Raw genomic sequence first — 21,921 nt, forward strand, 5'->3', positions numbered from 1 at the left:
GGTTCGCCAGACCATTCAAAAGATTGCAAAAACGCGACGATCACCGGGCGGAGCCTGATTCGGTTCAGGCATAAGTCCATCAGGGCTGGTCATTTCCGTTGAAACCATCCATTCAGGACACTTTCGTTACGGGATCGTTATGCGCCGCGCAGGCCTCCGGTCCCATACCACCCGTCCAACTCCCCCAGGAAGCCCATGTCTGCCTCCCACAAGGCGCTGCGCCCGCGTCCGCTGGTGCTCGCGCTGTCGTCCCTGATGCTGGTGTCGTCGCCGGCCTTCGCGCAGGAAAGCGCACCCACCTCATTGCAGGAAGTGAAGGTCACCGGCTCGCGCATTCCGCGCGCCAGTGTCGAAGGGCCGTCGCCGGTGACCGTGATCAGCCGCGAGCAGATCGACGCGCAGGGCTACCGCAACGCGTTCGACGCGCTGAGCGCCCTGACTGAAAACACCGGCAACGTGCAGGGGGAGGACTTCGGCAACACCTTCACCCCGGCCGCCAACACCATCAACCTGCGCGGGCTGGGCCCGAACCGCACGCTGGTGCTGGTCAACGGCCGCCGCCAGGCCGACTACCCGCTGGCCTACGAGGGCTCGGTGAACGTGGTCAACCTGGCCAACATTCCCAGTGCGCTGATTGAGCGCATCGAGGTCTTGGCGGCCGGTGCGTCGGCGGTGTATGGCTCCGACGCCATCGCCGGCGTGGTCAACATCATCCTCAAGGACCGCTTTGAGGGTGTGGACGTGAACGTGCGGGCCGGCGGCACCCAGCAGGGCGGTGGCGACAACCAGCGCGCGCAGGTGGTTGGTGGCAGTTCCGGCGAGCGCTGGGATGCGCTGTTCGGCTTCGAGTTCGATGTGCGCAAGGCGATCCATGCGCGCCAGCGCGATTTCATGGACTCGCTGGATGATGACCCGGCTGGCAAGGCGCCGCAGGCGACCGCGATCGCGTATCGCCGCAACGCTGCCACCGGTCGCAACATCGATCCGGGCGTCAATGGCTGCGACGCGGCGTCGGACATCTATGGCGGCAGCGTGTTCCGCGCCTTCAACCCGCGCCAGGGCTGGTATTGCGGCAGCAACGAGGCCGCCGCCAGCTACTGGACGGTGCAGACCGAGAAGCGCAATCTCAACGGCTACGGCCTGCTGACCTTCCACGTCAACGAGACCACCGACCTGTTCGCCGATCTGGCCGTGGGCAGCGCACGCATCACCAACAACACCCGTGCGCCCACCTGGACCTCGGCCCGCAATTACTTCTACAACCAGACCACCGGCAACCTGGAAAGCTGGTACCGCCGCTTTGCACCCGAGGAAATCGGTGGCCTGCCGCGCAATGCCAACCGTTTCCTGGAAAATTCCTGGTCGTTCAACGTCGGCGCGCGCGGCCAGATCGGTGACAGTGGCTGGGATTATGAAGCGGTCTACAGCCGCTCACGCTACGAGAACCGCACCCGTCGCCCGGTGCTGCTGGCCGGCATCAATGAATACCTGCTTGGCCCGAAGCTGGGCGTGCGAAATGGCGTAGAGGTCTATGCGCCGGACCCGGCGCGCCTGTTCCAGCCGCTGAGCCCGAATGAGTACCAGGACCTGTCCGGCTACCAGGAGAGCCGCAACGCGGCGTGGCTGCAGACCTTCAGCGCCAGCGTCAACGGCCGGCTGTTCGCACTGCCCGGTGGCGACGCTGCGCTGGCCGCGGTGGTCGAGGCTGGCAGCCAAGGCTATCGCAATCGACCGGACCCGCGACTGGGCACCGGTGAATTCTGGAACACCAGCGCCGGTATTGGTGCCGGTGGCGAGCGCGACCGCTATGCTGCCGGCGTGGAGCTGCAGCTGCCGTTGCTGCAGTCGCTCACCACCACCCTGGCCGGGCGCTATGACCAGTACCGAGCCGGTGGTGAGCATATCGGCAAGGCGACCTGGAGCTTCGGCGTCGAGTTCCGCCCGATCGAGAGCCTGCTGATCCGTGGTACCGCTGCCACCAGCTTCCGGGCGCCGGACATGAACTACGTGTTCGCGACAGAGACGCGTGGTTACAACCCGGGCATGACCGACTACTGGCGCTGCCGCACCGCAGGCCAGTCGTATGACAACTGCGACTACAACGGCCTGTCGATCGATTACAGCAACCGTGCCAACCCGCAGCTGCAGCCGGAGTCGGCCAAGTCGTATGGCTTCGGCGTGGTCTGGTCGCCGCTGGCTGGCCTGGATTTCAGTGCCGATTACTACGACATCCGCATCGACAACGAGGTGACCAGCCTCGATACCAGCCGCATCCTGCGCGACGAGGCCGATTGCCGGTTGGGCAAGACGCTGGGCGGCGAGGCGCGTGACATCGGCTCACCGCTGTGCCAGGACGCGCTGTCGCGTGTGATCCGCAACCCGTCCAATGCAACCGTGCAGCCGGACCAGGTGACCCGTGTGCTGATCAACCCGATCAACGCCGCCTCTGAATCGGTTCGCGGCCTGGACCTGAAGGGCAACTGGCGTTTCGATGCCGGTCGCTATGGCCGGTTCACCACGCGCCTGGCCTACACCGTGGTGCTGGAGCACAAATACCGGCAGTTCTCCGATGATCCGGAGCGTGACATCCGCAATTCGCTGGATGACTACCAGTGGCGCAGCAAGGCCAACGGCAGCATCACCTGGAACCAGGGTGACTGGACCACCACGCTGTACGGCAACCGCTTCGGCTCGCTGCCGAAGACCGATGGCAGTGGCCGCATCGCGCCGTACATGACCTACAACGCCAGCGTGTTCCGCCAATTCGGCGAGAACCTGTCGGTGGGCGTGATCGTCAACAACCTGCGTGACAGCCGCCCGCCGGCGGACAAGAACGGTGGCGGCTGGCCGTTCTATCCGGTCGGCAACTACGATCCGTATGGCCGCCAGTACTGGGTGCAGCTGGACTACCGGTTCCGCTGATCCGGCAGGCGAACGAAAGGCCCGGCATTGCCGGGCTTTTCTTTGTGCAGTGCATCCGTGTTGCCGGCGCGCACATGGCATGCTGGGGCGATACACGGAGGAGGATGCGCATGGATGTCAGGGGGTGGAGTGTGATTGCCGTGCTGGCCATTGCAGGTTGCAGTGGCAGGCAGGCGGCCAGCGTGGAGGATGCCGCGGAGGTGGCCAATGCCGCGCCTGCGCCGTCCCTTTCCAACCCCGCGACCGATGCTGTATCAGCGCGCGTGCCAACGGCATCGAGTACCACGACGGCTGCCCCTGGGCTCGCGCAACCGGAGGGTCACTTCCTCGAGGGCGAGCGCATGCTGCTGAACGAGGGTGCGGTGTCCGCACAGAAGAGCGAGGCGGTGCTGGGTTCCGACAAGGCCTTCGCGCAGGCGATCAGCCAGTTCGAGCGCGATGCAGCCGGTCACCTGGAAGTGCAGGACCTGACCCGGCTCTACAGGGCGGCCGCGACCCGGCTCATCGGCAACGACGGCACGCTGGTGTCTTTTGCCTGCGGCTACAGCCTGTGCGTTGGCGAGATCCGCAGCCGTACCGATGAGGATTTCAGTGCCTGGTCCGAGGCGATCGGCATGGACAAGGTGGCCCCGGTCTACAGCCTGGCCACGGCGCCGATGACATGGGGCAGGGACCAGCATGGCGGGCGCTTCGTGTTCTCGGTGGATCCGGCCGCCAACGGCATCACGGGCCCGTAGCGCCGGCGGATGACCGGCGCCACGGCGCGTTACGGAAGCGCCTGTTGCAGGTACGACTCGATGACGTAGCTGAAAGGCTGCTGCTGGCGGTCGCGCAGCAGGGCGCGCACTTCAAGGATCACGCCGCGGTCGCCTTCGCCCCGCGGCGGCCAGAACGTCTGGTCGGCCAAGGTCTGGCGCTGGAAACCGAGCGGGCCGACCACGCGACCGAACGGTTCGTCGGTGCTGTCCAGCACCTGGTTCATGGCCGGGCTGAGATGGCCGGGCAGGTACCAGTTGTCGGCCTCGGACAGCACGCGGCTGCCGCAGACCAGCTGCACGCGGCGATAGCGCAGCTCGGCACCTGGCTTCACACCCAGCGCCTGCAGCACGTCGGCGGGGGCAGGCTTGTCCTGGCCGTGTACGCGCACTGCACGCACCCGCGCCTGTTCGGCCAGGCCGTGCTCGGCGCACCAGTGTTCCAGCGTGGCAGTGGCGCTCTGCCCGGACAGCACGCGCTGGTGCAGGCGCTCGACCAGTGCAGCCGGGGCAATGCGCTGCTGGCCCGGCGGCGACTGCAGCGGCGCAGCGGCCGCCGCATCAGTGGCGGACAGGCTGGCGATCGGGGCGGCGGCAAGCAGGGACGCGGCCTGCCAGCGGCGGAGACGATCGTGGCGGTCGGACGGGCCCATGCGGCATCACAGCGGAAACAGGCGCCCATGTTACCCGTTCAGGGGTGTGCACGGCGTGGCTGCGACCGGTTGTCGCAGGGCAGTCATCGTTCTGGTGAATGCGTGCCATCCAGATATTTCGTTGGCCGATGGCTGCGGCGAGGCGCACGATGGCGCCATTCTTGGCATTCCGGGAGTTCCCGATGACCCTCCAGTTCGTCCATGGCGGTGTCGACCGCGACGGTGCGCCACTGCATTTCCATATCCGTGATGGCCGCATCAGCGGGCTCAATGGCGAGGCGGCGCCGGCCGACGCGGCGGAATGCGTCGACCTGCAGGGCTTCGCGGTGCTGCCCGGGCTGGTCGACGGCCACATTCACCTCGACAAGAGCTTCGTCGGCGACCGTTGGCACCCGCACCAGCCGGTGAACAGCCTGCGTGAGCGGCTGGCGGTGGAGAAGGCGGCGGTGGCGGGTGCGGCACCGATGGTGGACCGTGCCGAGGCGCTGATCCGCCAATGCAGTGCTTTCGGTACGGTGGCGATGCGCTGCCATGTCGATATCGACGGCAGCACCGGTCTCGGCCATCTCGAAGCGGTGCGCGAGGCGGCACTGCGCTGCGCCGACATCATGCGGATCCAGCTGGTGGCGTTTCCGCAGGCCGGGGTGATGTCCTGTCCCGGCACCGCCGCCGTACTGGAGCAGGCGCTTGCCGCGGGCGTGGAGGTGCTCGGCGGCATCGACCCGACCACGCTCGATGGTGATGCCGAAGGCCAGCTGGCGCTGCTGTTCGGCCTGGCCGAGCGTTACGGCGTGCAGCTGGACATCCATCTGCACGAGCCCGGCGAAACCGGCCTGGCCCAGCTGCTGCGCATCGCGGCGCGGACGCGGGCCGCCGGCCTGCAGGGGCGGGTTGCGGTCAGCCATGCCTATTCGCTGGGCGACGTGCCGCTGGCGCGCGCGCTGCAGGTGGGCGAAGCACTGGCCACGGCGGGTGTGGCGATCATGAGCAACGCGCCGGGCGATCATCCTTTCCCGCCGCTGCGCGCGCTGCATGATGCCGGTGTGCGCGTGTTCGCAGGCAACGACAACATCCGCGACTGCTGGTGGCCGTACGGTAACGGCGACCTGCTGCAGCGGGCGATGTTGCTGGGCTACCGGTCCGGCTTCTACACCGATGCCGACCTGATGCTGGCGCTGGACATGGTCACCACCCACGCCGCGCAGGCGATCGGCCTGCCGCAGCATGGTATTGCCGAAGGCCGGCCGGCGACGTTCGTGGCCGTGCGTGCCGACCACGGCCCGGCCGGCGCGCCGCTGATGCCGGCGGCCGCCTCCGCTCTGGACCTGCAACGCGGGCCGCAGAGCCTTGTGCTGCTGGATTTCCGCCCTGAACATGCCGCCGCGCCGCGGCTTCCACGAAGGCCTGCAGGGATTCAGGGGAGTAGGGCATATATCCATCGCTCCTGTCGATGGAATCCATTTTGATTCCACCGTAAAAGGCGATGATACTGGCCGCCGTCGCCCCTGTCTGCGGGGCGTTCCGGACCCTCCACGCTCGGCGTGGATCCATTGATGAGGCGGCGTGGTCCCCGCCCTGCAAGGAGCTTCACATGTCCCGTACTGTTCCCGCCCGTGGCGCGCTGGTCGCCTGGGCCTGCCTGACCGTGGCGATCGTCGCCGAAGTGGTCGGCACCTCGTTCATGGCCCACGCCGCCCGCGATGGCGGCTGGACCGGCTATCTGGTCATGGCCGGCGCGCTGGCGCTGTCCTACTTCTTCCTGGCGCAGTCGGTGCGCCGCATCGCGGTGGGCGTGGCCTACGCGGTATGGGAAGGACTGGGCCTGACCCTGCTGACCGTGGTCGGCCTCACCGTCTTCGGTGAAAGCCTGTCGCTGCAGCAGCTGGCCGGCCTGGTGCTGGCGGTGGTCGGCATCGTCTGCGTCACTCTCGGGGAGGCGCACTGATGAATACCCTGGCCCTGTTTTTCGTGATCTGTTCGGCGCTGATCGACGTCGCCGCCAACATGATGGTGGCCAAGTCGGAGGGCTTCCGCCGCTGGCGCTGGGGCGTTGGAGCCATCGTCATGGTCTGGATTGCCTTTGCCCTGCTGGGCCAGGCCGTGCGTTACATGGACCTGGCCACCGCCTATGCGATGTGGGGGGCAATCGGCGTGATCGGTACCGCCACCTGCGGCCGCCTGCTGTTCGGCAATCGCCTGCGTCCGATCGGTTGGGTCGGCATCGCATTGGTGACCGTCGCGGTACTGCTGCTGAGTACCGCGAAGTAACGCGTCGCCGTGCCAACCAAGGCTGGCATCTACCGGTGCGGAAGCGCTGTGCCAACCCAGGTTGGCACCTGCCAGAGCGTGAGCCGCCGCAGGCAAGCGCCCCGGAGGACCCCTCCGGCGCGTCGCTGTTTCTGCAGCAGTTAGAACCGTGCGGTGAAGTTCAGTCGCGTGGTGCGGCCCGGGCCCGGCATCAGGCTCATCGCCAGCGTGTCCATGTAGTAGGTGTTGCGCAGGTTGCTGACCACCAGTTCCACTTCGGCCTTCGGGGTGAACTGCCAGCGCGCATAGAAGTCGTAGATCGCGGTGGGCAGGTAGATGTTCTGCAACCCGGTCGAGCCGGTGGTATTCCAGGGCTTGTCCAGTTCGTGGGTGGGGCCGCTGTTGTAGGTGCGGCGGATGCCGGTATCCAGCCGCTTGTCGAACAGGCGGAAGCCCAGCGTGCTGTGGATCGAGTACTTCGGCGGATTCTGTGCGTTGACAAACGAGGTACCGAAGCCGCCATCCACGCAATCCGGCGTGGTGTCCAGCTTGCTCCACTTCGCATAGGGGTCTTCGCGCAGGCGCTTGGCGGTGGCCGCGTCGCAGGTGCGCGCGCGCTGGTAGTAGCTGGCCGACAGGTCCAGGTAGGCGATGCCGGCGTCATAGCCGGACTGCAGCTCGTAGCCGGATACCGTGTAGTTGTCCACGTTGTCGACATAGAACGCCCAGTTGCTGGAGTCGAAGCGACGGGTGATCGCGTTGTCGATATCGTTCTTGAACCAGGCCACCTTGAACGCCAGGCGGTCGCCATCGCGCCACAGGTCCTGCTTGAGCAGGCTGAAGCCGATGTCCCAGGAACGGTTCTTCTCCGGCTTCAGGTCGGCCACCGGTGCCGAGGTGCTGTTGCCCAGCGTCGATTCGAACAGACTGGGCATCTTCCAGCCCTGCGCGTACTTCACGTAGAAGAACATATCCTGATCGAGGCTGAAGCGGGCCTCTGCGTACGGCGCGAAGCCGTGGCCGGAACGGCGGATCGCCGGCTTGTAGCCCCATGCGGTGGGAATCTGCTTGATGTAGAAACCGTTGGCGCCGCGCGGGTCGGGAATGAAGCCATCGAAGTCGTAGCTCTGGCCCAGCGTGCTGCCGCCGTAGGGCGTAGCGCGCAGCGAGTCATACGTGTAGTTGCCCTGTGCATCCGGGTACCACTCCTTGTACCAGCCCGGCAGCAGCTGGCCCCCCTTGCTCAGGCGCGCGAAGGTATAGCGCAGGTCGCGCGATTCGCTGACGAAGGCCACGCGATTGCGGTCGCGGGTGCGGTAGTCGATGAAGCGGCCGCCTGCGGTCAGCGACAGCCAGTCCCACGGCTGCCATTGCAACGACGCCACCACGCTGGCCTCGCGGCGCGTGCCCGATCGCAGGTAACGGTTGTTGTTGTAGTCCACCGGCAGTACCGGCGAGTTGGGTGCGGTGTCTTCATGCTGGAAGGACGCGCCATAGCGCAGCGTCCAGTCGCCCAGATCATTGCTGAAACGCGTGGTGTTGCTGCTGTCCAGGCCCCAACGCCGGGTCTTCACGTCCGACTGCAGCCCAGGGCCGTAGGTCTCGCCCAGCGTGTCGGGCATCTGGTCGTTGGGCACGTCCTTGAACAGCGGCGTGTTGGCGATATTGCTGTTGAACATGCGGCTGGTGGCCGTGGTGAACCACAGCGTGCTGTTCAGGTCCAGCCACGGGTGCGCCTCGGGGCGGTAACGATGGCGCAGCGAAGTGGCGTTGACCCGCATCTTCCCGGGCTCGAACTGGTACATGGTGTTGGCCTTGTCCACGTAGGTCACCCATTCGTTGGACTCACCCACGCGGCCGATCGCCGACGGCATGATTTCGCCGAAGCTGGAGTTGAAGAAGCGGTGGCTCAGCTCCAGGCGCTGGTCCGGGTTGGGCGTCCACGTGAACTTCAGCAACGCCGATTCGTTGTCAGTGTGGGTATTCAGGACTTCATCGCCCGGGTGGTACAGCTTGGAAACGGCCTGGCTGGACATGCCGGTACCGCCGCTGGACAGGTGCTGGTCGTCGTAGCGGTGGGCGCCGTTGCTGCCGGCGAAGTAGTTGCCCTGGCGGCGCCGTGCGTAGGCTGCGACAAGCTGCCAGTCTTCGCCGCGCTGGGCGAAGGCCACGCTGCCGTTCCAGTCGCGCGGGTCGCGCAGGCTGTTGTGGTTGTCGCTGCCGCGCGCGATCTGCTTGAAGGTGCGGGTGCGGTCGATGCTGTTGTCGGCCACGCCGCCGCGCACGCGCAGTCCCCAGGCCTGGCCGTCATCGAGTATGTCCTCGGCCTTCAGCGTTTCCATGTAGACCACGCCACCGATCGCGCTGGCGGCATTGGCGGCCAGGCTCGGTCCCTTTTCGATGCTGATCGCGCTGATCAGGTCCGGGTCCAGGTAGCTGCGCTGCTGCACGCCGGCATAGCCGCGGTACACGTCGATGGCCTGCTGGCCGCCGTCGATGATCACCGGCACCCGGTTCTGGCCCTGCAGGCCGCGGATGTTGACGTCCAGCGCGCCGCCGTTGCGAACGTCAGCGGTGTGCACGCCCACCGCACCGGCCAGCACATCGCCGATCGACTGGCCGCGGAAGCGTTCCAGCTGCTGGTGGTCCAGGTGCACGCGCGAGCCGCTGTCACGGTAGACAGCATCGGCATCGGCAAGCCCCCACGGCGAAGCGCCTTCGCTGGCCTGGCCGGTCACACGCAGCGTGCCGATCTGGCGTACGCCGGCGTCGGTGGCCGGGGCGGCCTGCAGCACCACGCCGCTGGCATCACGCTGGAACGAAAGGCCGGTGCCGGTGAGCAGCTGTGCCAGCGCGGCCTCGGTGTTGAGCGAGGCCTGCACGCCACCGCTGTGCCGGCCGCGGGTCAGGCGCGCATCGGCAGCGATGGACAGGCCGGACTGCTGACCGAACGCGGTCAAGGCCTGGTCGAGCGGACCGGCCGGGATCTGCCAGCGAACGGCGGCGGCAGCATCCTGTGCGTGGGCGGCGGCCGGCAACAGGCACGGCGTGGCCAGGGCCAGGCACAGCGCGATGGCAAGCGGGCGAGGGGAAGGGCAGGGTAGTTTCATGGGGGCGGCGACATCCGCAATGGGTTCCCTTGTAGTGCCCGCCGAGCGCGCAGAAAGGGAACCGCGATTTCAACGCGGACGCACAACGGTCCACCATGGCCAGCGCTGCTCGATGCGGATCGGCAGGGCGCGCGCCAGCAGTTTCAGGGCCTGCAGGCTGTCCAGGCGCGGCAATACCGCGGTGACATTCAATGCGGACAGTGCCGGATCGCAGCCCAGATAGCCCCGATGGTGACGGGCCAGTTCGTCGATCACCCGGATCAGTTGCGTGTCCTGCACCTGCAGGCGTCCGTCCTGCCAGTCGCCGCGCAGAGGATCGGCAGCGACCGTTGTGAGCCCCCCCATCGGTCCGATCTGCAGCGCACTTCCCGCAGGCACATCCAGCGCCGCGCCGAACATCGGCAGGCACCGCACCACGCCCTCGAACACGTCCAACCGGCTGTGCTGCGCTTCGCGGCCGACCGCGAAGCGGGTTCCGATCGGCTGCAGGCGCGCGCCGGGTACATGCACGGCCAGGGGCAGGCCGACGAATGCGGGGTGGTGGCCGGTCTGCAGCAGCAGTTCGCCGCGCAGCAGATGCAGGGCGCGGTTGCCGTTGCCGATGTCGACGGTCACTTCGCTGCCGGCGTTGAGCCACAACTGGCTGCCATCGGCCAGCGTCCAATGACCGGTGCGCCCGGCAGCGGTGCGTTGCGTCTGCAGGTGGCGCTGCGCCTGCAGCCCGTGCAGGCCGAGAAGCGAGACCGCACCGATGCCGAGTGCGCCGCCGAGACTGCGAAGCGCGCGGCGGCGGCGATGGCCGGCGGCATCGAGCGCCGTTGCTGCCGCCGGTGCCGACAGCGGGGCGAACGACTGCCAGACCGCCTCGACCCGGCGCCAGGCGTCGGCGTGACCGGCGTCGGCCTGCAGCCACGCACGCCAGTGTTGCTGGTCGTCGTCGCTCCAGCCCTGTTGGCGCAGCGCGAACCACTCTGCCGCCTGCTCCAGCGCCGGGCCGGCCACTGCCGCGCTCATGCCGCCGCGTCGCCGGACAGGCGCAGGCAATGCAGCATCGCCTGCGCCATGTACTTCTTGACCATGCGCTCGGACACGCCCAGCTGTTGGCCGATCTCCGCATAGCCCAGTCCGGACAGCCGGGCCAGCAGGAAGGCACGCCGTGGCCGCTCGGCCAGGCCGGACAGCATGTCAGCGATGGCATGCAGCAGCTGCAGCGCCTGCGTACGCTCCTCCGCAGAGGGATGCACCGGCTCCGGTTGTGCGGCCAGCGCGGTCAGATAGGCGCGCTCCAGGTCCGCGCGCTGCCAGTGGTTGACCAGCAGCGCGTGCGCGATGGTGCTGAGATAGGCGCGCGGCAGGCGCAGTTCGGACGGATCGACGCGCCGGCTGAGCAGGCGCAGGAAGGTGTCCTGGGTCAGGTCGGCGGCGCAGTCGGCGTTGTGGGTGCGGCGGCGCAGCCAGCCCAGCAGCCAGCCATGGTGTTCGCGGTAGAACCCCGCCAGCGCGGTGCTGGAGGCGGCGGGCACGGCCATCGGCACGGGTCATTAATGAGAATGATTCCTATTATAGGGCGATCGGGCGGCGCACGACAAATCCTGCGCATGCCGCAGCAGGAGAGATCGCCGGATTTGCGATGCCCGGCGTGCTCGCCGACACTGCGGCTTTCCACAAGGAGTGCCCGCATGTTCAGCCACATCACCGTAGGAACGAACGACATGGATGCCGCGCGCCGCTTCTACGATGCCCTGTTCGCCGCGATGGGGGCACGTCCGGGTGTGTTCGACGAAAAGGGTCGGCTGCTGTACTTCAAGGATGGGCGGATGTTCGGCGTCACCGCGCCCATCGATGGGCAGCCTGCATGCCATGCCAACGGCGGCACCATTGGTTTCACCCTCGACAGTGCCGAGGCCGTGCGCGGTTGGCAGGATGCTGGCGTGGCCCATGGCGGTACGGCCATCGAAGACCCGGCTGGCATCCGCAGCATGGCCGGGCGCCAGCTGTTCCTGGCCTACCTGCGCGACCCGGACGGCAACAAGCTGTGCGCGGTGCATGTGGTGCATGTGATGTCGTGATTGGACAGTACGCGCGTGGCCGCGATGCACGCGGTCCGCGCGCGGCTGCGCTCGCAGGTACGCTTCGGCGCGCGCGTGATAACACGGAATGGCGGGCCGGGCCTGTGACCACAGGCCGCAACTTCATGCTCTGTCCACTGCGGTTCAGCCAGAATCGACCGGCTAACCCTTTGATCTACCGGAGAACGCCGCCCCATGGATGTACTGGAGCCGCAACAATCCCCGGTGCGCACCCTTCGGCCTGTGTTCGCCTTCGCGGCGATCGTTGTCGTGGCGTTCGCGCTGTTCGTCAGCCTGTTCCCGCTTGGTGCGGGCCGCCTTCTGCTGAAGGCACAGGACTGGGCCGCACTCAATGTCGGCTGGTATTACCTGCTGGCGATGACCCTCTACCTGGTGTTCGTGGTCGGCGTGGCGCTGTCCAAGTACGGTGGCATCAAGCTCGGCGCCGACCATGACGAGCCGGAGTTCAGCTACCTTTCCTGGGCCGGCATGCTGTTCGCTGCCGGCATCAGCATCACCCTGTTCTTCTTCTGCGTTTCCGAACCGCTGACCCACTACCTGCAGCCGCCGCAGGGCGATCCGGCCGCGGGCGAGGCCGGCGCGCGCCAGGCCATGCAGCTGCTGTTCCTGCACTGGGGCCTGCACGGCTGGGGTGTGTTCGCGCTGGCGGCGATGGCGATGGCCTACTTCGCCTACCGCCACAACCTGCCGCTGGCCCTGCGCTCGGCGCTGTACCCGCTGATCGGCAAGCGTATCAACGGGCCGATCGGCTACACCGTAGACGCGCTGGGCATCGTCGCCACCGTGTTCGGCATTGGTGCCGACATGGGCTTCGGGGTGCTGCACCTGAATGCCGGTCTTGCGCACCTGTTCAACATCCCGCATTCCAACCTGGTGCAGATCATCCTGGTGGTCAGCATGATGGGCGCGGCGGTGGCCGTGGCCGTCTCCGGCGTGGAGAAGGGCGTGCGCTGGATGGCCAACATCAACATGCTGCTGGCGATCGCGCTGGTGCTGTTCATGCTGTTTGCCGGGCCGACGCAGTACCTGTTCAGCACGCTGATGCAGAACCTGGGCGACTACCTGGGCAGCGTGGTCGGCAAGAGTTTTGATGTGTATGCCTACGGCGGCCGCCCCGAATGGCTGGGCGGCTGGACGGTGTTCTACTGGGCGTGGTGGATCGGCTGGGCGCCGTTCGTCGGCCTGTTCATCGCGCGCATCTCACGTGGCCGCACCATCCGCGAATTCGTGTTCGGCGTGCTGCTGATCCCGCTGGGCTTCACCCTGGCCTGGCTGTCGATCTTCGGCAACAGCGCGCTGGACCAGGTCCTGCACCACGGCCAGCAGCAGTTGGCACAGCTGGCGGTGGATGATCCACCGACGGTGCTCTACGCGTTGTTGGATGGCTACCCGTGGAGCCGCACGGTGATCGCGGTGACGGTGCTGGTCAGCTTCATTTTCTTTGTGACCTCGGCCGACTCGGGGGCGGTGGTGTTGTCCACGCTGTCCTCGCATGGCGGTGCACCGGAGGATGATGGTCCGCGTTGGCTGCGTGTGTTCTGGGGCACGGTGATCGCCGTACTGACCGCCGGGCTGCTGCTGGCTGGGAGCATCGATGCGCTCAAATCTGCGGTGGTGCTGGCGTCGCTGCCGTTCTCGGCGGTGCTGCTGCTGATGATGTGGGGGCTGACCCGCGCCTTCAGTGACGAGTCGCACCGCAAGCGCGCGCTGCAGTACCGGCCCTCGCCGCTGATCGGCGACGATCGCCATCACCAGGGCTGGCGTCAGCGCCTGAGCCAGGCCATGCACTTCCCGGTGCGCGACCAGGTCTACCGCTTCATGGACGATACGGTGAAGCCGGCGATGGAAGCGGTGGCCGAACAGCTGCGCGGGCAGGGTTGGGATGTATCCACCCGCTTCGAGGCCGGCGACATGGAGCTGACGGTCAATCACGGCGAGCAGCAGGACTTCCTGTACCGAGTGATCCTGAGCGGCTACCTGACCCCGTCGTTCGCCGCCCAGCAGCTGCGCAACCAGCGCTACTACCGCGCTGAAGTGCATCTGTTCGAAGGCAGCCAGGACTACGACCTGGTGGGCTACAGCCGCAAGCAGATCATCAACGACATCATCAGCCAGTACGAACGGCACCTGCAGTTCCTGCACCTGAGCCGGTGATGGTAGTGCCGGCCGCTGGCCGGCAACGCGAACGGGGCGGCCCATCACCGCCGCCCCGTTGGCGCATCAGAACCGGTAGCGCGCCCCCAGCGAAACGAACTGCCCGCGCAGGTTGTACTGGCTGATGTCGAAACCATTGGAGCCACCGGCCGGGTCGAACGGCGGGTCCTTGTCGGTCAGGTTCAGCACCGACAGCGACAGCGTGGTGTTGGGAATCCCTTCGTACGCCACGTACAGGTCCAGCTGGTGATACGGCTTGATGCGATCACGCAGGCCGGGGTTGCTGGTCGCTGTCGCCACGCGCTGGTCATAGCCGCTCACGTACTGCAGGCTCAGCGTGCTGCTCCAGTCGCCCACTGCCCAGTTCAGCGACGTAGTGCCGCGGGTGCGCGGCAGTGCGCCGTGGCGGTTGTTGCCGGCCCCTTCATACGGTGCCTGACCGGCCACCAGCGGCTGCTTGAAGCTGAGCAGATGGGTCCAGCTGCCGGCCACGGTGAAGTTGCCCCAGCCTTCGGTGCGGAAGGTGCGGTTGGCTTCCAGGTCCAGGCCCGAGGTGGTCAGTTCGCCCTGGTTGGCATACTGGTTGGTGATGAACTGGATGCGTCCCTGTGCATCACGCTGCACGCGGCCGGGGAACAGCGTCGGGTTGTCGACGATGAACTGCGCGCTGTCCGGCTTGACCAGGTTGTCCTGCTCGATGCGGTACCAGTCCAGGCCGATGCTGGTATCGCCATCGGGCGACCACACCGCGCCCACGTTGAAGTTGCGCGAGCGTTCGGCCTTCAGGTCCGGATTGCCGGTGCGGATGTTGGTCACGCCACGGCTGCCACCGGGCTGCAACGGATCCAGCGGATCGATCACCGAGCCATAGCTGACGGTCTGGCCCGGCGCGATCTCCGGCAGCGAAGGCGCGCGGAAGCCACGCGAGAACGAACCACGCAGCAGCAAGCTGTCCAGCGGCTGCCAGCGCAGCGCCACCTTCGGCGAGAACGCGTTGCCGAAGTCGTCATAGTGGTCGCCACGACCGGCCACCTGCAGCTCCAGCGTGCGGTGCAGCGGCACGCTCAGTTCGGCGTAGGCGGCGCTGACCTGGCGCTCGCCGTTGACCACGTTGATGGCCGGGCGCAGCTCGGTGCCCGACAGCACCTGCGCACTGGTGCGCGCGTCCAGTGATTCCTTGCGGAACTCGGCACCCCAGGCGAAGCCGACCGCACCGGCCGGTAGCTCCCACAGCGAGGTCGAGGCCTTCACGTTCAACGAATGCAGCTTGTACCAGCCCGGACGCTTGGTCTGCAGGCGCAGTGCATCCAGCGCCCCCGGCGTGCTGGACGGGTTGAGGAAGTTGTAGTTGCCATCGCGCAGGATCTGCTCGAACGCGTAGCGGTTGACGAAGTTGTCGACGTATTCGCGCTGCGAGCTTTGCGAGGTCAGCGCCGCCACTTCCCAGTCCCATCGCTCGCCGCTGCCACGCACGCCGGCCAAGGCGCGGTAGAACACCTGCGTGTTGTCCTTCAGGCGCGGGCCGAGGTCGAAGAAGGTGTACTCGAACGGCAGTGGCGTGCTGCCCGGATTGTTCGGGTGGCCGACCGGCAGCACCGCCGGCACGTCGATCAGGGTGCCGGTGGCCGGGTTGTACGCGCGCAGGCCCGGGCCGACGGTCAGCGGCGCGCTGAAGATCTGGTCGGCCTTGTTGTGGCTGTACAGGACATCGGCGAACGCCTCGACGCTGTCGTTGAAGCGGTAGGTCGCGCTCAACGACGCCTGCAGGCGCTCGGCGCCGGGCTGCAGGGTCTTGAACGGCTGCGCGTTGAAGGCGCAGGCCTGGCCGGGCAGGGTGCTGCCGAAATCGCTGTACGGGCGCAGCTGGCTGCCATCCGGGCAGTTGGCGAACGGTTGCGGTGCGCGCGGGTTGGACAGCCAGTTGCCACCGGCGGTGGACCAACCGGCCAGGCGACCGCCGGGCTTGTCGCGGAAATCGCCGCTGCGGGTGTAGGCACGCTGGTCGGCGTCGAGGCGATCACGCTTGAGCAGGTCCAGCCCGAACAGCACGTTCCAGCCCTGCTGTTCGAGGTCACCGAAGCCAGCCAGCAGGTTGACCTTACGCTCGTTCAGGCCGCCTTGGGTGGCGGTACCGAAGCCGCCGCCGACTTCCACGCCCTGGAAGTTCTTTCGCAGGATGATGTTGATGACGCCGGCGATGGCATCGGAACCGTACACCGCCGAGGCGCCATCCTTCAACACTTCGATGCGTTCCACTGCGCTGATCGGCAGCGCGTTGAGGTCGACGAAGGTGTCCTGGGTGTTGAGCGCAAAGCCGAAGTTGGACACACGATAGCCGTTGACCAGCACCAGTGTGTTCTTCGGCGACAGGCCACGCAGGCCGATCGAGGCCGAGCCGGCGGCGAAACTGCCGGTGTACTGCTCGTCGAAGCTGTTGCCGGCATTGGCCGACAGGTTGCGCAGCACGTCGGTGAGGGTGGAGCGGCCGGTCTGCTCGATCTGTTCGCGGCTGACGATCTGCACCGGATTCGGCCCGGCGGTATCGCTGCGCTTGATGTTGGAGCCGGTCACCAGCACGGCGCCGAGGGTGGTGCTGTCCTTGCCAGTATCGGCGGATTCAGCGGCGCCGGCAGCGCCGGCGGTGAGGCCCAGCGCGATCGCGCCGGCAAGCAGGTTCAGGGTGGTGCGGTACATGGAAGCGACAACGCCGAACGGGGGAGGAGCCGTCAGTACCGCACGCAGGCACATGCGCCTTCCAATGACGAAAGCGCATTCAGTTATACATCACAGGTTCTTAACGAAAGTCGGTGCCTCCGTTGGAGCAGACCCACTCGGTGGGTGCGGCACCGATCTTTGGTGGGTGCGGACCGTTGGTCCGCACACCCTGCAGGTTCACAGCCCTTTCCCTGTGGAAAGAAGCCTCATCCCCCCGCGCTACGCGCGAGAGTCGACTGACAGTCGACTCTACCGGGGCAGCGCCATTACCGGGACAGCGCCGTCTGCTGCCGCATCACGGCCGCAGCAGCACCTTGCCATTGCGTCCCGACCCAGCGCCAGCCTTCACTGCCTCGGCGATATCATCCAGCGCGAAGATCTGCTCCACCGGCAGGGTCAATTCCCCCTGCGCCGCACGCTTCAGCAGCTCGCCAACCAGCCGGCGCTTGTCCTCAACCGCCATCGCCTGGCTGACCTTGCTGCCCCAGAACCCCTTCACCGTGGCTTCCTTGTAGATCAGGCCGCCGGCGGGAATGCGCATGGGTTCGCCGCTCATCACACCGAACGACACCAGCGTGCCGTGGTGGCCGAGCAGGTCGACCAGGTCACCGCTGGCGTCGCCGCCGATGGAATCCACCGCGGCCGCGGCCTGTGCTTCGCCGGTCGCCTCACGCACGCGGTCCTTCCAGCCGTCCACCGAGGTGTCGAATACATGATCGATGCCCAGCGCCTGCAACTGCGCGACTGCATCGGCATTGCGCACCAGGTTGGCCACAAGCACGCCACGCGCCCGCGCCAGCATCGCCAGCGACTTGCCCACCGCGCCGTTGGCGGTGTTCTGCACGATCCACTGGCCCGGCTCGACGTGCAGGAACTCCAGCAGCATCAGCGCGCTCAGCGGCATGGCAATCAGCTGCGCGGCCATTTCGTCCGGGATCGCCTCCGGCATCGGAATCACCATGCGTGCCGGCGCAATGAACGCTTCGGCCCAGGTGCCGTGCACCGAGGCAGCGGCCACCCGCTGGCCGACCTGCAGGCCGTCGACGCCATCGCCGAGTGCATCGATCACGCCCAGTGCTTCACTGCCACCGATCGCCGGCAGGGTCGGTTTGTAGCCGTACAGGCCGCGCACGGTCAGCAGGTCGTGGTTGTGGATCGAGGCCAGCACGGTGCGGATGCGCACCTCGCCGGGGCCGGGCTCGGGCAGCGGCGCATCGGCAATGGCAAGGACGTCGGCCGGATCGCCGAAGGAGGGGTACTGGGCAGCGCGCATGGGCGGTGTTCCGGGGAAAGTTGATGTTGTACCGAACTGGGGACGCAGGCGCTGTCGACAAGGCGCCGCACGTGCAACACGGCATCCTGCGACTGATCGTCGCGACATGTATTGATTACCGCATCTTGTGTTGACGAGTTCGGATATCCCCACTATGTTGTGGCCGTCACTCCCGGTCAGCCGCCGCCGCCGGACATGCAGCAAACGTCCCGCGGCCCGCCCCTGAGGCTTGCCGTGTCGACGCGGCCGCCATCGTGCGGACGCAGGTCGCCCCCACGGCCCGGATACCGGCCGCAGGCGCAGGCAGATGCCGACGACCTACGTTCCCGTGCCCTGGCAATCCACCCGTTCGCCCCGTGCGCCGGTATCGCGTTCAGGGCCGCCATGGCATCGACCGCCAACGCGCGCGCGAGCCTGGAGTTTCACCACCATGACCGACAGTACTTTCCGCGTGGCCGATCTGGCCGGCGCTGGCGACGCCTTGCGCGCCGGTGGCGAGCGTGTGCCGACCTGGATCACCAAGGAGGCCGGCAACCGCCGCCTGCCGTTCGAGGCCGAGCGCCTGCAGCGCAGCATCGACGCCGTGCATGCCGAGTTCCCGCAGCTGGACGTGAGCGACTATCGCCGCGTGGTGCAGTCGATGGTCGAACGCAAACCGAGCATCAGCGCCGATGACCTGGTCGATCTGCTGATCCGCGAGGCCGAGTCGCGGGTGGACCTGGTTGCACCCGAGTGGGAACAGTTTGCCGCGCGCATCTACCTGCGCCGCCTGTACAAGCGCGCCAGCCGCAACCGTTTCTATGACGTCGGCCTGAAGTACGGCTCCTACGTGGGTCTGCAGGAAAGCCTGGCTGACCGCGGCATCTACAGCAATGACATCCTGCGCTGCTATTCGAAGGAAGAGCTGCAGCAGGCCGGCGAGATGATCGATCCGGAACGCGACCGCCTGTTCGCCTACAACGGCCTGTACCTGCTGGCCACGCGCTATCTGGCCAGCGACCGCAGCCGCGAGGTCTACGAGCTGCCACAGGAGCGTTGGCTGACCATCGCGCTGTACCTCATGCAGGAGGAAAAGCCGCGTGAGCGGCGCATGCAGCTGGTCGGCGAGGCGTACTGGGCGCTGTCCAACCTGTACATGACCGTGGCCACACCGACCCTGGCCAATGCCGGCAAGGTGGGGGGGCAACTGTCCAGCTGCTTCATCGACACGGTGGACGACAGCCTGCAGGGCATCTATGACTCCAACACCGATATCGCCCGCGTGTCCAAGCATGGCGGCGGCGTTGGCGCCTACCTGGGCTATGTGCGCAGCAGCGGCGCACCGATCCGCGGCGTGGCCAATTCGTCCGGCGGCGTCGTGCCGTGGATCAAGCAGCTCAACAACACCGCGGTGTCGGTTGATCAGCTTGGCCAGCGCAAGGGCGCGGTGGCGGTTTACCTGGACATCTGGCACCGCGATATCGAAGCCTTCATGGACCTGCGCCTCAACAACGGCGACCAGCGCCTGCGCGCGCACGATGTGTTCACCTCGGTGTGCGTGCCCGACCTGTTCATGGAAGCGGTGGAGCGCCGCGCCGACTGGTACCTGTTCGACCCGCACGAGGTGAAGCAGGCCAAGGGCTGGTACCTGCAGGACTTCTACGACGAGAAGCGCGGCGCGGGCAGCTTCCGCCACCGCTACGCCGAACTGGTGGCCGACGAGCGCATCAGCCGCCGCACGGTGAAGGCCATCGATCTGTTCAAGCGGATCATGCTCAGCCAGCTGGAGACCGGCAACCCGTTCCTGTTCTACCGCGACGAGGTCAACCGCCGGAACCCGAACAAGCACGCGGGCATGATCTATTCCAGCAACCTGTGCACCGAGATCCTGCAGAACATGAGCCCGACGCGGATGATCCAGGAGATCGTCAGCGGCGACCAGATCGTCACCACACGCCGCGCCGGTGACTTCGTGGTCTGCAACCTGTCCTCGATCAACCTCGGCCGGGCGATCAGTGCGCCGGATGACCTGCTGGCCACCGACGTGCTGGAGCGCCTGATCCCGATCCAGGTGCGCATGCTCGACAACGTGATCGATCTCAATGCGCTGCCGGTGCCGCAGGCCACGATCACCAACCGCAAGTACCGCGCCATCGGCCTGGGCACGTTCGGTTGGCACCACCTGCTGGCGCAGCAGGCAATCCAGTGGGAATCACCGGATGCCGAAGAATTGGCCGACCGCCTCTACGAACGCATCAACTTCCTGACCATCCAGGCCAGCGCGCAACTGGCGAAGGAGAAGGGCAGCTACCCGATGTTCGCGGGCAGCGACTGGCACAACGGGCGTTACTTCCGTGATCGCGACTACAGTGGCGCCGCGTGGGACAGCCTGGCCCGCGAAGTGGCCACGCACGGCCTGCGCAACGGTTGGCTGCTGGCGGTGGCGCCGAACATGAGCACGGCGCAGATTGCCGGTTCCACCGCCTCCATCGACCCGATCTACAGCGCGTTCTACTACGAGGAAAAGAAGGACTTCCGGCGGCCGGTGGCGGCGCCGGGCCTGTCGCTGGAAACCTGGCCGTACTACGAGAAGGGTGCCTACAAGGTCGACCAGTTCGCCAGCGTGCGCCAGAACGCGCGCCGCCAGCGCCATGTCGACCAGTCGATCAGCTTCAACCTGTACGTGCCCAGCACCATCCGTGCAAGCACGCTGCTGGAGCTGCACCTGAGCGCCTGGCGCGAAGGCCTGAAGACCACCTACTACGTGCGCTCCAACGACATCGACATCAGCGAATGCGAATGGTGCTCCAGCTGATCACCGGCGACCCACGGTAGCGCCGGCCGCTGGCCGGCAACCCCGCGATCTTCGGTAGTGCCGGCCGCTGGCCGGCAACCCCGCGATCTTCGGTAGTGCCGGCCGCTGGCCGGCAACACGATAGAAAGAGAACGAAGGCAGAAAACCATGGCAACCCCCCTCGACCGCATCAAGATCCTCGAACCGCGCCATCCCAACCGCAGCACCGGCATCATCAACGGCCGCACCAGCGGCATCCTCAACTGGAACGACATCCCGTACCCGTCGTTCTATCGGGCCTACAAGGAGCTGTCGACCAACTTCTGGATTCCCGACGAGGTCGACATGAAGCTGGATGCCCGCCAGTACGGCGAGCTCAACGCGCGCGAGAAGAACGCCTACGACTCGATCATCGGTCTGCTCGCCACGCTGGATTCACCGCAGACCCGCTTCATCTACAACGTGGCCGAGTACATCACCGACCCGGCCGCGCACGCCAATGCGGCGATCATCGGGCAGCAGGAAGTGATCCACAACGAGAGCTACAGCTACGTGCTGGCCTCGATCACCGACCTGCCGAACCAGAACCGCATCTTCGAGATCGCCCGCACCCACCCGACCATCATCAAGCGCAACGCACCGATCATGGGCGCGTATGACGACTTCATGCGCGAGAAGACCGCCGAGACCCTGCTGAAGTCGCTGATCCAGTCCTCGATCCTGGAAGGCATCAACTTCTATTCCGGCTTTGCGTACTTCTACAACATGGTGCGGCAGAACCGCATGAACGGCACCGGCAAGATCATCAGCTTCATCAACCGCGACGAGCTGGCGCACACCAAGTTCATCAGCGAGTTGATCCGCGCCATCATCGGCGAGAACCCGGAGCTGCAGACCAACGAGTTGACCGCCTATGTGCACCAGTCGTTCGAGCATGCCATCGAGCTGGAGACGCAGTGGTCGTCGGAGGTGCTGGATGGCATCGACGGCATCGACGTGGACGAAATGGTGCGTTACGTGAAGTACCGTGCCAACAAGATGGCCGGCATGCTCGGCATCGAGCGCCTGTACAGCGACACCACCGACAACGTGATGCCGTGGATCAAGGCCTACGCCGACAACTTCACCGAAACCAAGACCGACTTCTTCGAGATGCGCAATGCAAGTTACAAGAAGACCAACGTCGACAACGGCTTCGACGACCTCTGAGCCCAGCGCCGCGCTGAGCA

General features: G+C 66.5%; 14 protein-coding genes and 1 pseudogene. 9 read left to right on the top strand and 6 right to left on the bottom strand.

All coding sequences use genetic code 11. The features are described from left to right. Positions 1–195 precede the first annotated feature (195 nt). Together AC5P67_RS17655 and AC5P67_RS17660 are read left to right on the top strand one after the other, a co-directional pair. Positions 196–2,922, top strand: coding sequence for a TonB-dependent receptor plug domain-containing protein (locus tag AC5P67_RS17655; RefSeq protein WP_062606256.1), 2,727 nt, complete (start codon positions 196–198; stop codon positions 2,920–2,922). Between the two features lie 341 nt (positions 2,923–3,263). Next, positions 3,264–3,659 carry a hypothetical protein gene (locus tag AC5P67_RS17660; RefSeq protein ID WP_227860284.1) on the top strand — a complete coding sequence of 132 codons (396 nt, stop codon included), beginning with the start codon at positions 3,264–3,266 and terminating at the stop codon, positions 3,657–3,659. A 29-nt stretch (positions 3,660–3,688) separates the two neighbouring features. On the opposite strand, the gene AC5P67_RS17665 is transcribed toward AC5P67_RS17660, so the two are convergent. Continuing rightward, positions 3,689–4,330 carry a hypothetical protein gene (locus tag AC5P67_RS17665; RefSeq protein WP_012480569.1) on the bottom strand — a complete coding sequence of 214 codons (642 nt, stop codon included), beginning with the start codon at positions 4,328–4,330 and terminating at the stop codon, positions 3,689–3,691. A 182-nt stretch (positions 4,331–4,512) separates the two neighbouring features. Here AC5P67_RS17665 and AC5P67_RS17670 point away from each other — a divergent pair. From AC5P67_RS17670 to AC5P67_RS17680, 3 genes and pseudogenes are all read left to right on the top strand, one after another. Continuing rightward, positions 4,513–5,634 (top strand): annotated as a pseudogene (locus tag AC5P67_RS17670) (amidohydrolase family protein); the annotation flags it as partial. 287 nt (positions 5,635–5,921) lie between these two features. Beyond that, positions 5,922–6,275 carry an SMR family transporter gene (locus AC5P67_RS17675; protein WP_005409979.1) on the top strand — a complete coding sequence of 118 codons (354 nt, stop codon included), beginning with the start codon at positions 5,922–5,924 and terminating at the stop codon, positions 6,273–6,275. Further along, positions 6,275–6,598, top strand: a complete 324-nt coding sequence (locus AC5P67_RS17680) for a DMT family transporter (protein ID WP_005409978.1) — start codon at positions 6,275–6,277, stop codon at positions 6,596–6,598. The genes AC5P67_RS17675 and AC5P67_RS17680 overlap by 1 nt, the downstream gene beginning before the upstream one ends. 140 nt (positions 6,599–6,738) lie before the next feature. Here the strand turns inward: AC5P67_RS17680 and AC5P67_RS17685 are convergent, their stop codons facing one another. From AC5P67_RS17685 to AC5P67_RS17695, 3 genes are all read right to left on the bottom strand, one after another. Beyond that, entirely contained in the window at positions 6,739–9,687 is a 2,949-nt protein-coding gene (locus AC5P67_RS17685) for a TonB-dependent receptor (protein WP_495215023.1), read from the bottom strand. A gap of 69 nt (positions 9,688–9,756) precedes the next feature. Then, the gene (locus AC5P67_RS17690; protein WP_065183530.1) at positions 9,757–10,701 is read right to left on the bottom strand and encodes a FecR family protein; all 945 of its coding nucleotides are present in this window, start codon (positions 10,699–10,701) and stop codon (positions 9,757–9,759) included. Then, positions 10,698–11,216, bottom strand: a complete 519-nt coding sequence (locus AC5P67_RS17695) for a sigma-70 family RNA polymerase sigma factor (protein WP_005409975.1) — start codon at positions 11,214–11,216, stop codon at positions 10,698–10,700. Before AC5P67_RS17695 ends, AC5P67_RS17690 begins: the two co-directional genes overlap by 4 nt. Positions 11,217–11,366: 150 nt before the next feature. Here AC5P67_RS17695 and AC5P67_RS17700 point away from each other — a divergent pair, with 150 nt between their 5' ends. Further along, a complete protein-coding gene (locus AC5P67_RS17700; RefSeq protein WP_005413725.1) occupies positions 11,367–11,756 on the top strand; it encodes a VOC family protein in 390 nt (129 codons plus the stop codon). A gap of 195 nt (positions 11,757–11,951) precedes the next feature. Then, entirely contained in the window at positions 11,952–13,931 is a 1,980-nt protein-coding gene (betT, locus tag AC5P67_RS17705) for a choline BCCT transporter BetT (RefSeq protein ID WP_099561879.1), read from the top strand. Between the two features lie 66 nt (positions 13,932–13,997). Here betT and AC5P67_RS17710 read toward each other — a convergent pair whose 3' ends face one another. Then, a complete protein-coding gene (locus AC5P67_RS17710) occupies positions 13,998–16,625 on the bottom strand; it encodes a TonB-dependent receptor (RefSeq protein ID WP_060380292.1) in 2,628 nt (875 codons plus the stop codon). Between the two features lie 316 nt (positions 16,626–16,941). Further along, a complete protein-coding gene (locus AC5P67_RS17715; RefSeq protein ID WP_165710527.1) occupies positions 16,942–17,919 on the bottom strand; it encodes a zinc-binding dehydrogenase in 978 nt (325 codons plus the stop codon). A gap of 430 nt (positions 17,920–18,349) precedes the next feature. On the opposite strand from AC5P67_RS17715, the gene AC5P67_RS17720 reads away from it, so the two are divergent. Both AC5P67_RS17720 and AC5P67_RS17725 read left to right on the top strand, forming a co-directional pair. Further along, entirely contained in the window at positions 18,350–20,713 is a 2,364-nt protein-coding gene (locus AC5P67_RS17720; RefSeq protein ID WP_099527633.1) for a ribonucleoside-diphosphate reductase subunit alpha, read from the top strand. Positions 20,714–20,860: 147 nt separating this feature from the next. Next, a complete protein-coding gene (locus AC5P67_RS17725; RefSeq protein WP_024957408.1) occupies positions 20,861–21,901 on the top strand; it encodes a ribonucleotide-diphosphate reductase subunit beta in 1,041 nt (346 codons plus the stop codon). The last annotated feature ends 20 nt before the right edge of the window (positions 21,902–21,921 follow it).

The sequence above is a fragment of the Stenotrophomonas sp. YJH_SMC_21 genome, from assembly GCF_059369555.1.

Excerpts from the sequence above, each read along its gene's own strand:
- AC5P67_RS17655 (WP_062606256.1), top strand. The coding sequence starts at position 196 with ATGTCTGCCTCCCACAAGGCGCTGCGCCCGCGTCCGCTGGTGCTCGCG.
- AC5P67_RS17660 (WP_227860284.1), top strand. The coding sequence starts at position 3,264 with ATGCTGCTGAACGAGGGTGCGGTGTCCGCACAGAAGAGCGAGGCGGTG.
- AC5P67_RS17665 (WP_012480569.1), bottom strand. The coding sequence starts at position 4,330 with ATGGGCCCGTCCGACCGCCACGATCGTCTCCGCCGCTGGCAGGCCGCG.
- AC5P67_RS17675 (WP_005409979.1), top strand. The coding sequence starts at position 5,922 with ATGTCCCGTACTGTTCCCGCCCGTGGCGCGCTGGTCGCCTGGGCCTGC.
- AC5P67_RS17680 (WP_005409978.1), top strand. The coding sequence starts at position 6,275 with ATGAATACCCTGGCCCTGTTTTTCGTGATCTGTTCGGCGCTGATCGAC.
- AC5P67_RS17685 (WP_495215023.1), bottom strand. The coding sequence starts at position 9,687 with ATGAAACTACCCTGCCCTTCCCCTCGCCCGCTTGCCATCGCGCTGTGC.
- AC5P67_RS17690 (WP_065183530.1), bottom strand. The coding sequence starts at position 10,701 with ATGAGCGCGGCAGTGGCCGGCCCGGCGCTGGAGCAGGCGGCAGAGTGG.
- AC5P67_RS17695 (WP_005409975.1), bottom strand. The coding sequence starts at position 11,216 with ATGGCCGTGCCCGCCGCCTCCAGCACCGCGCTGGCGGGGTTCTACCGC.
- AC5P67_RS17700 (WP_005413725.1), top strand. The coding sequence starts at position 11,367 with ATGTTCAGCCACATCACCGTAGGAACGAACGACATGGATGCCGCGCGC.
- betT (WP_099561879.1), top strand. The coding sequence starts at position 11,952 with ATGGATGTACTGGAGCCGCAACAATCCCCGGTGCGCACCCTTCGGCCT.
- AC5P67_RS17710 (WP_060380292.1), bottom strand. The coding sequence starts at position 16,625 with ATGTACCGCACCACCCTGAACCTGCTTGCCGGCGCGATCGCGCTGGGC.
- AC5P67_RS17715 (WP_165710527.1), bottom strand. The coding sequence starts at position 17,919 with ATGCGCGCTGCCCAGTACCCCTCCTTCGGCGATCCGGCCGACGTCCTT.
- AC5P67_RS17720 (WP_099527633.1), top strand. The coding sequence starts at position 18,350 with ATGACCGACAGTACTTTCCGCGTGGCCGATCTGGCCGGCGCTGGCGAC.
- AC5P67_RS17725 (WP_024957408.1), top strand. The coding sequence starts at position 20,861 with ATGGCAACCCCCCTCGACCGCATCAAGATCCTCGAACCGCGCCATCCC.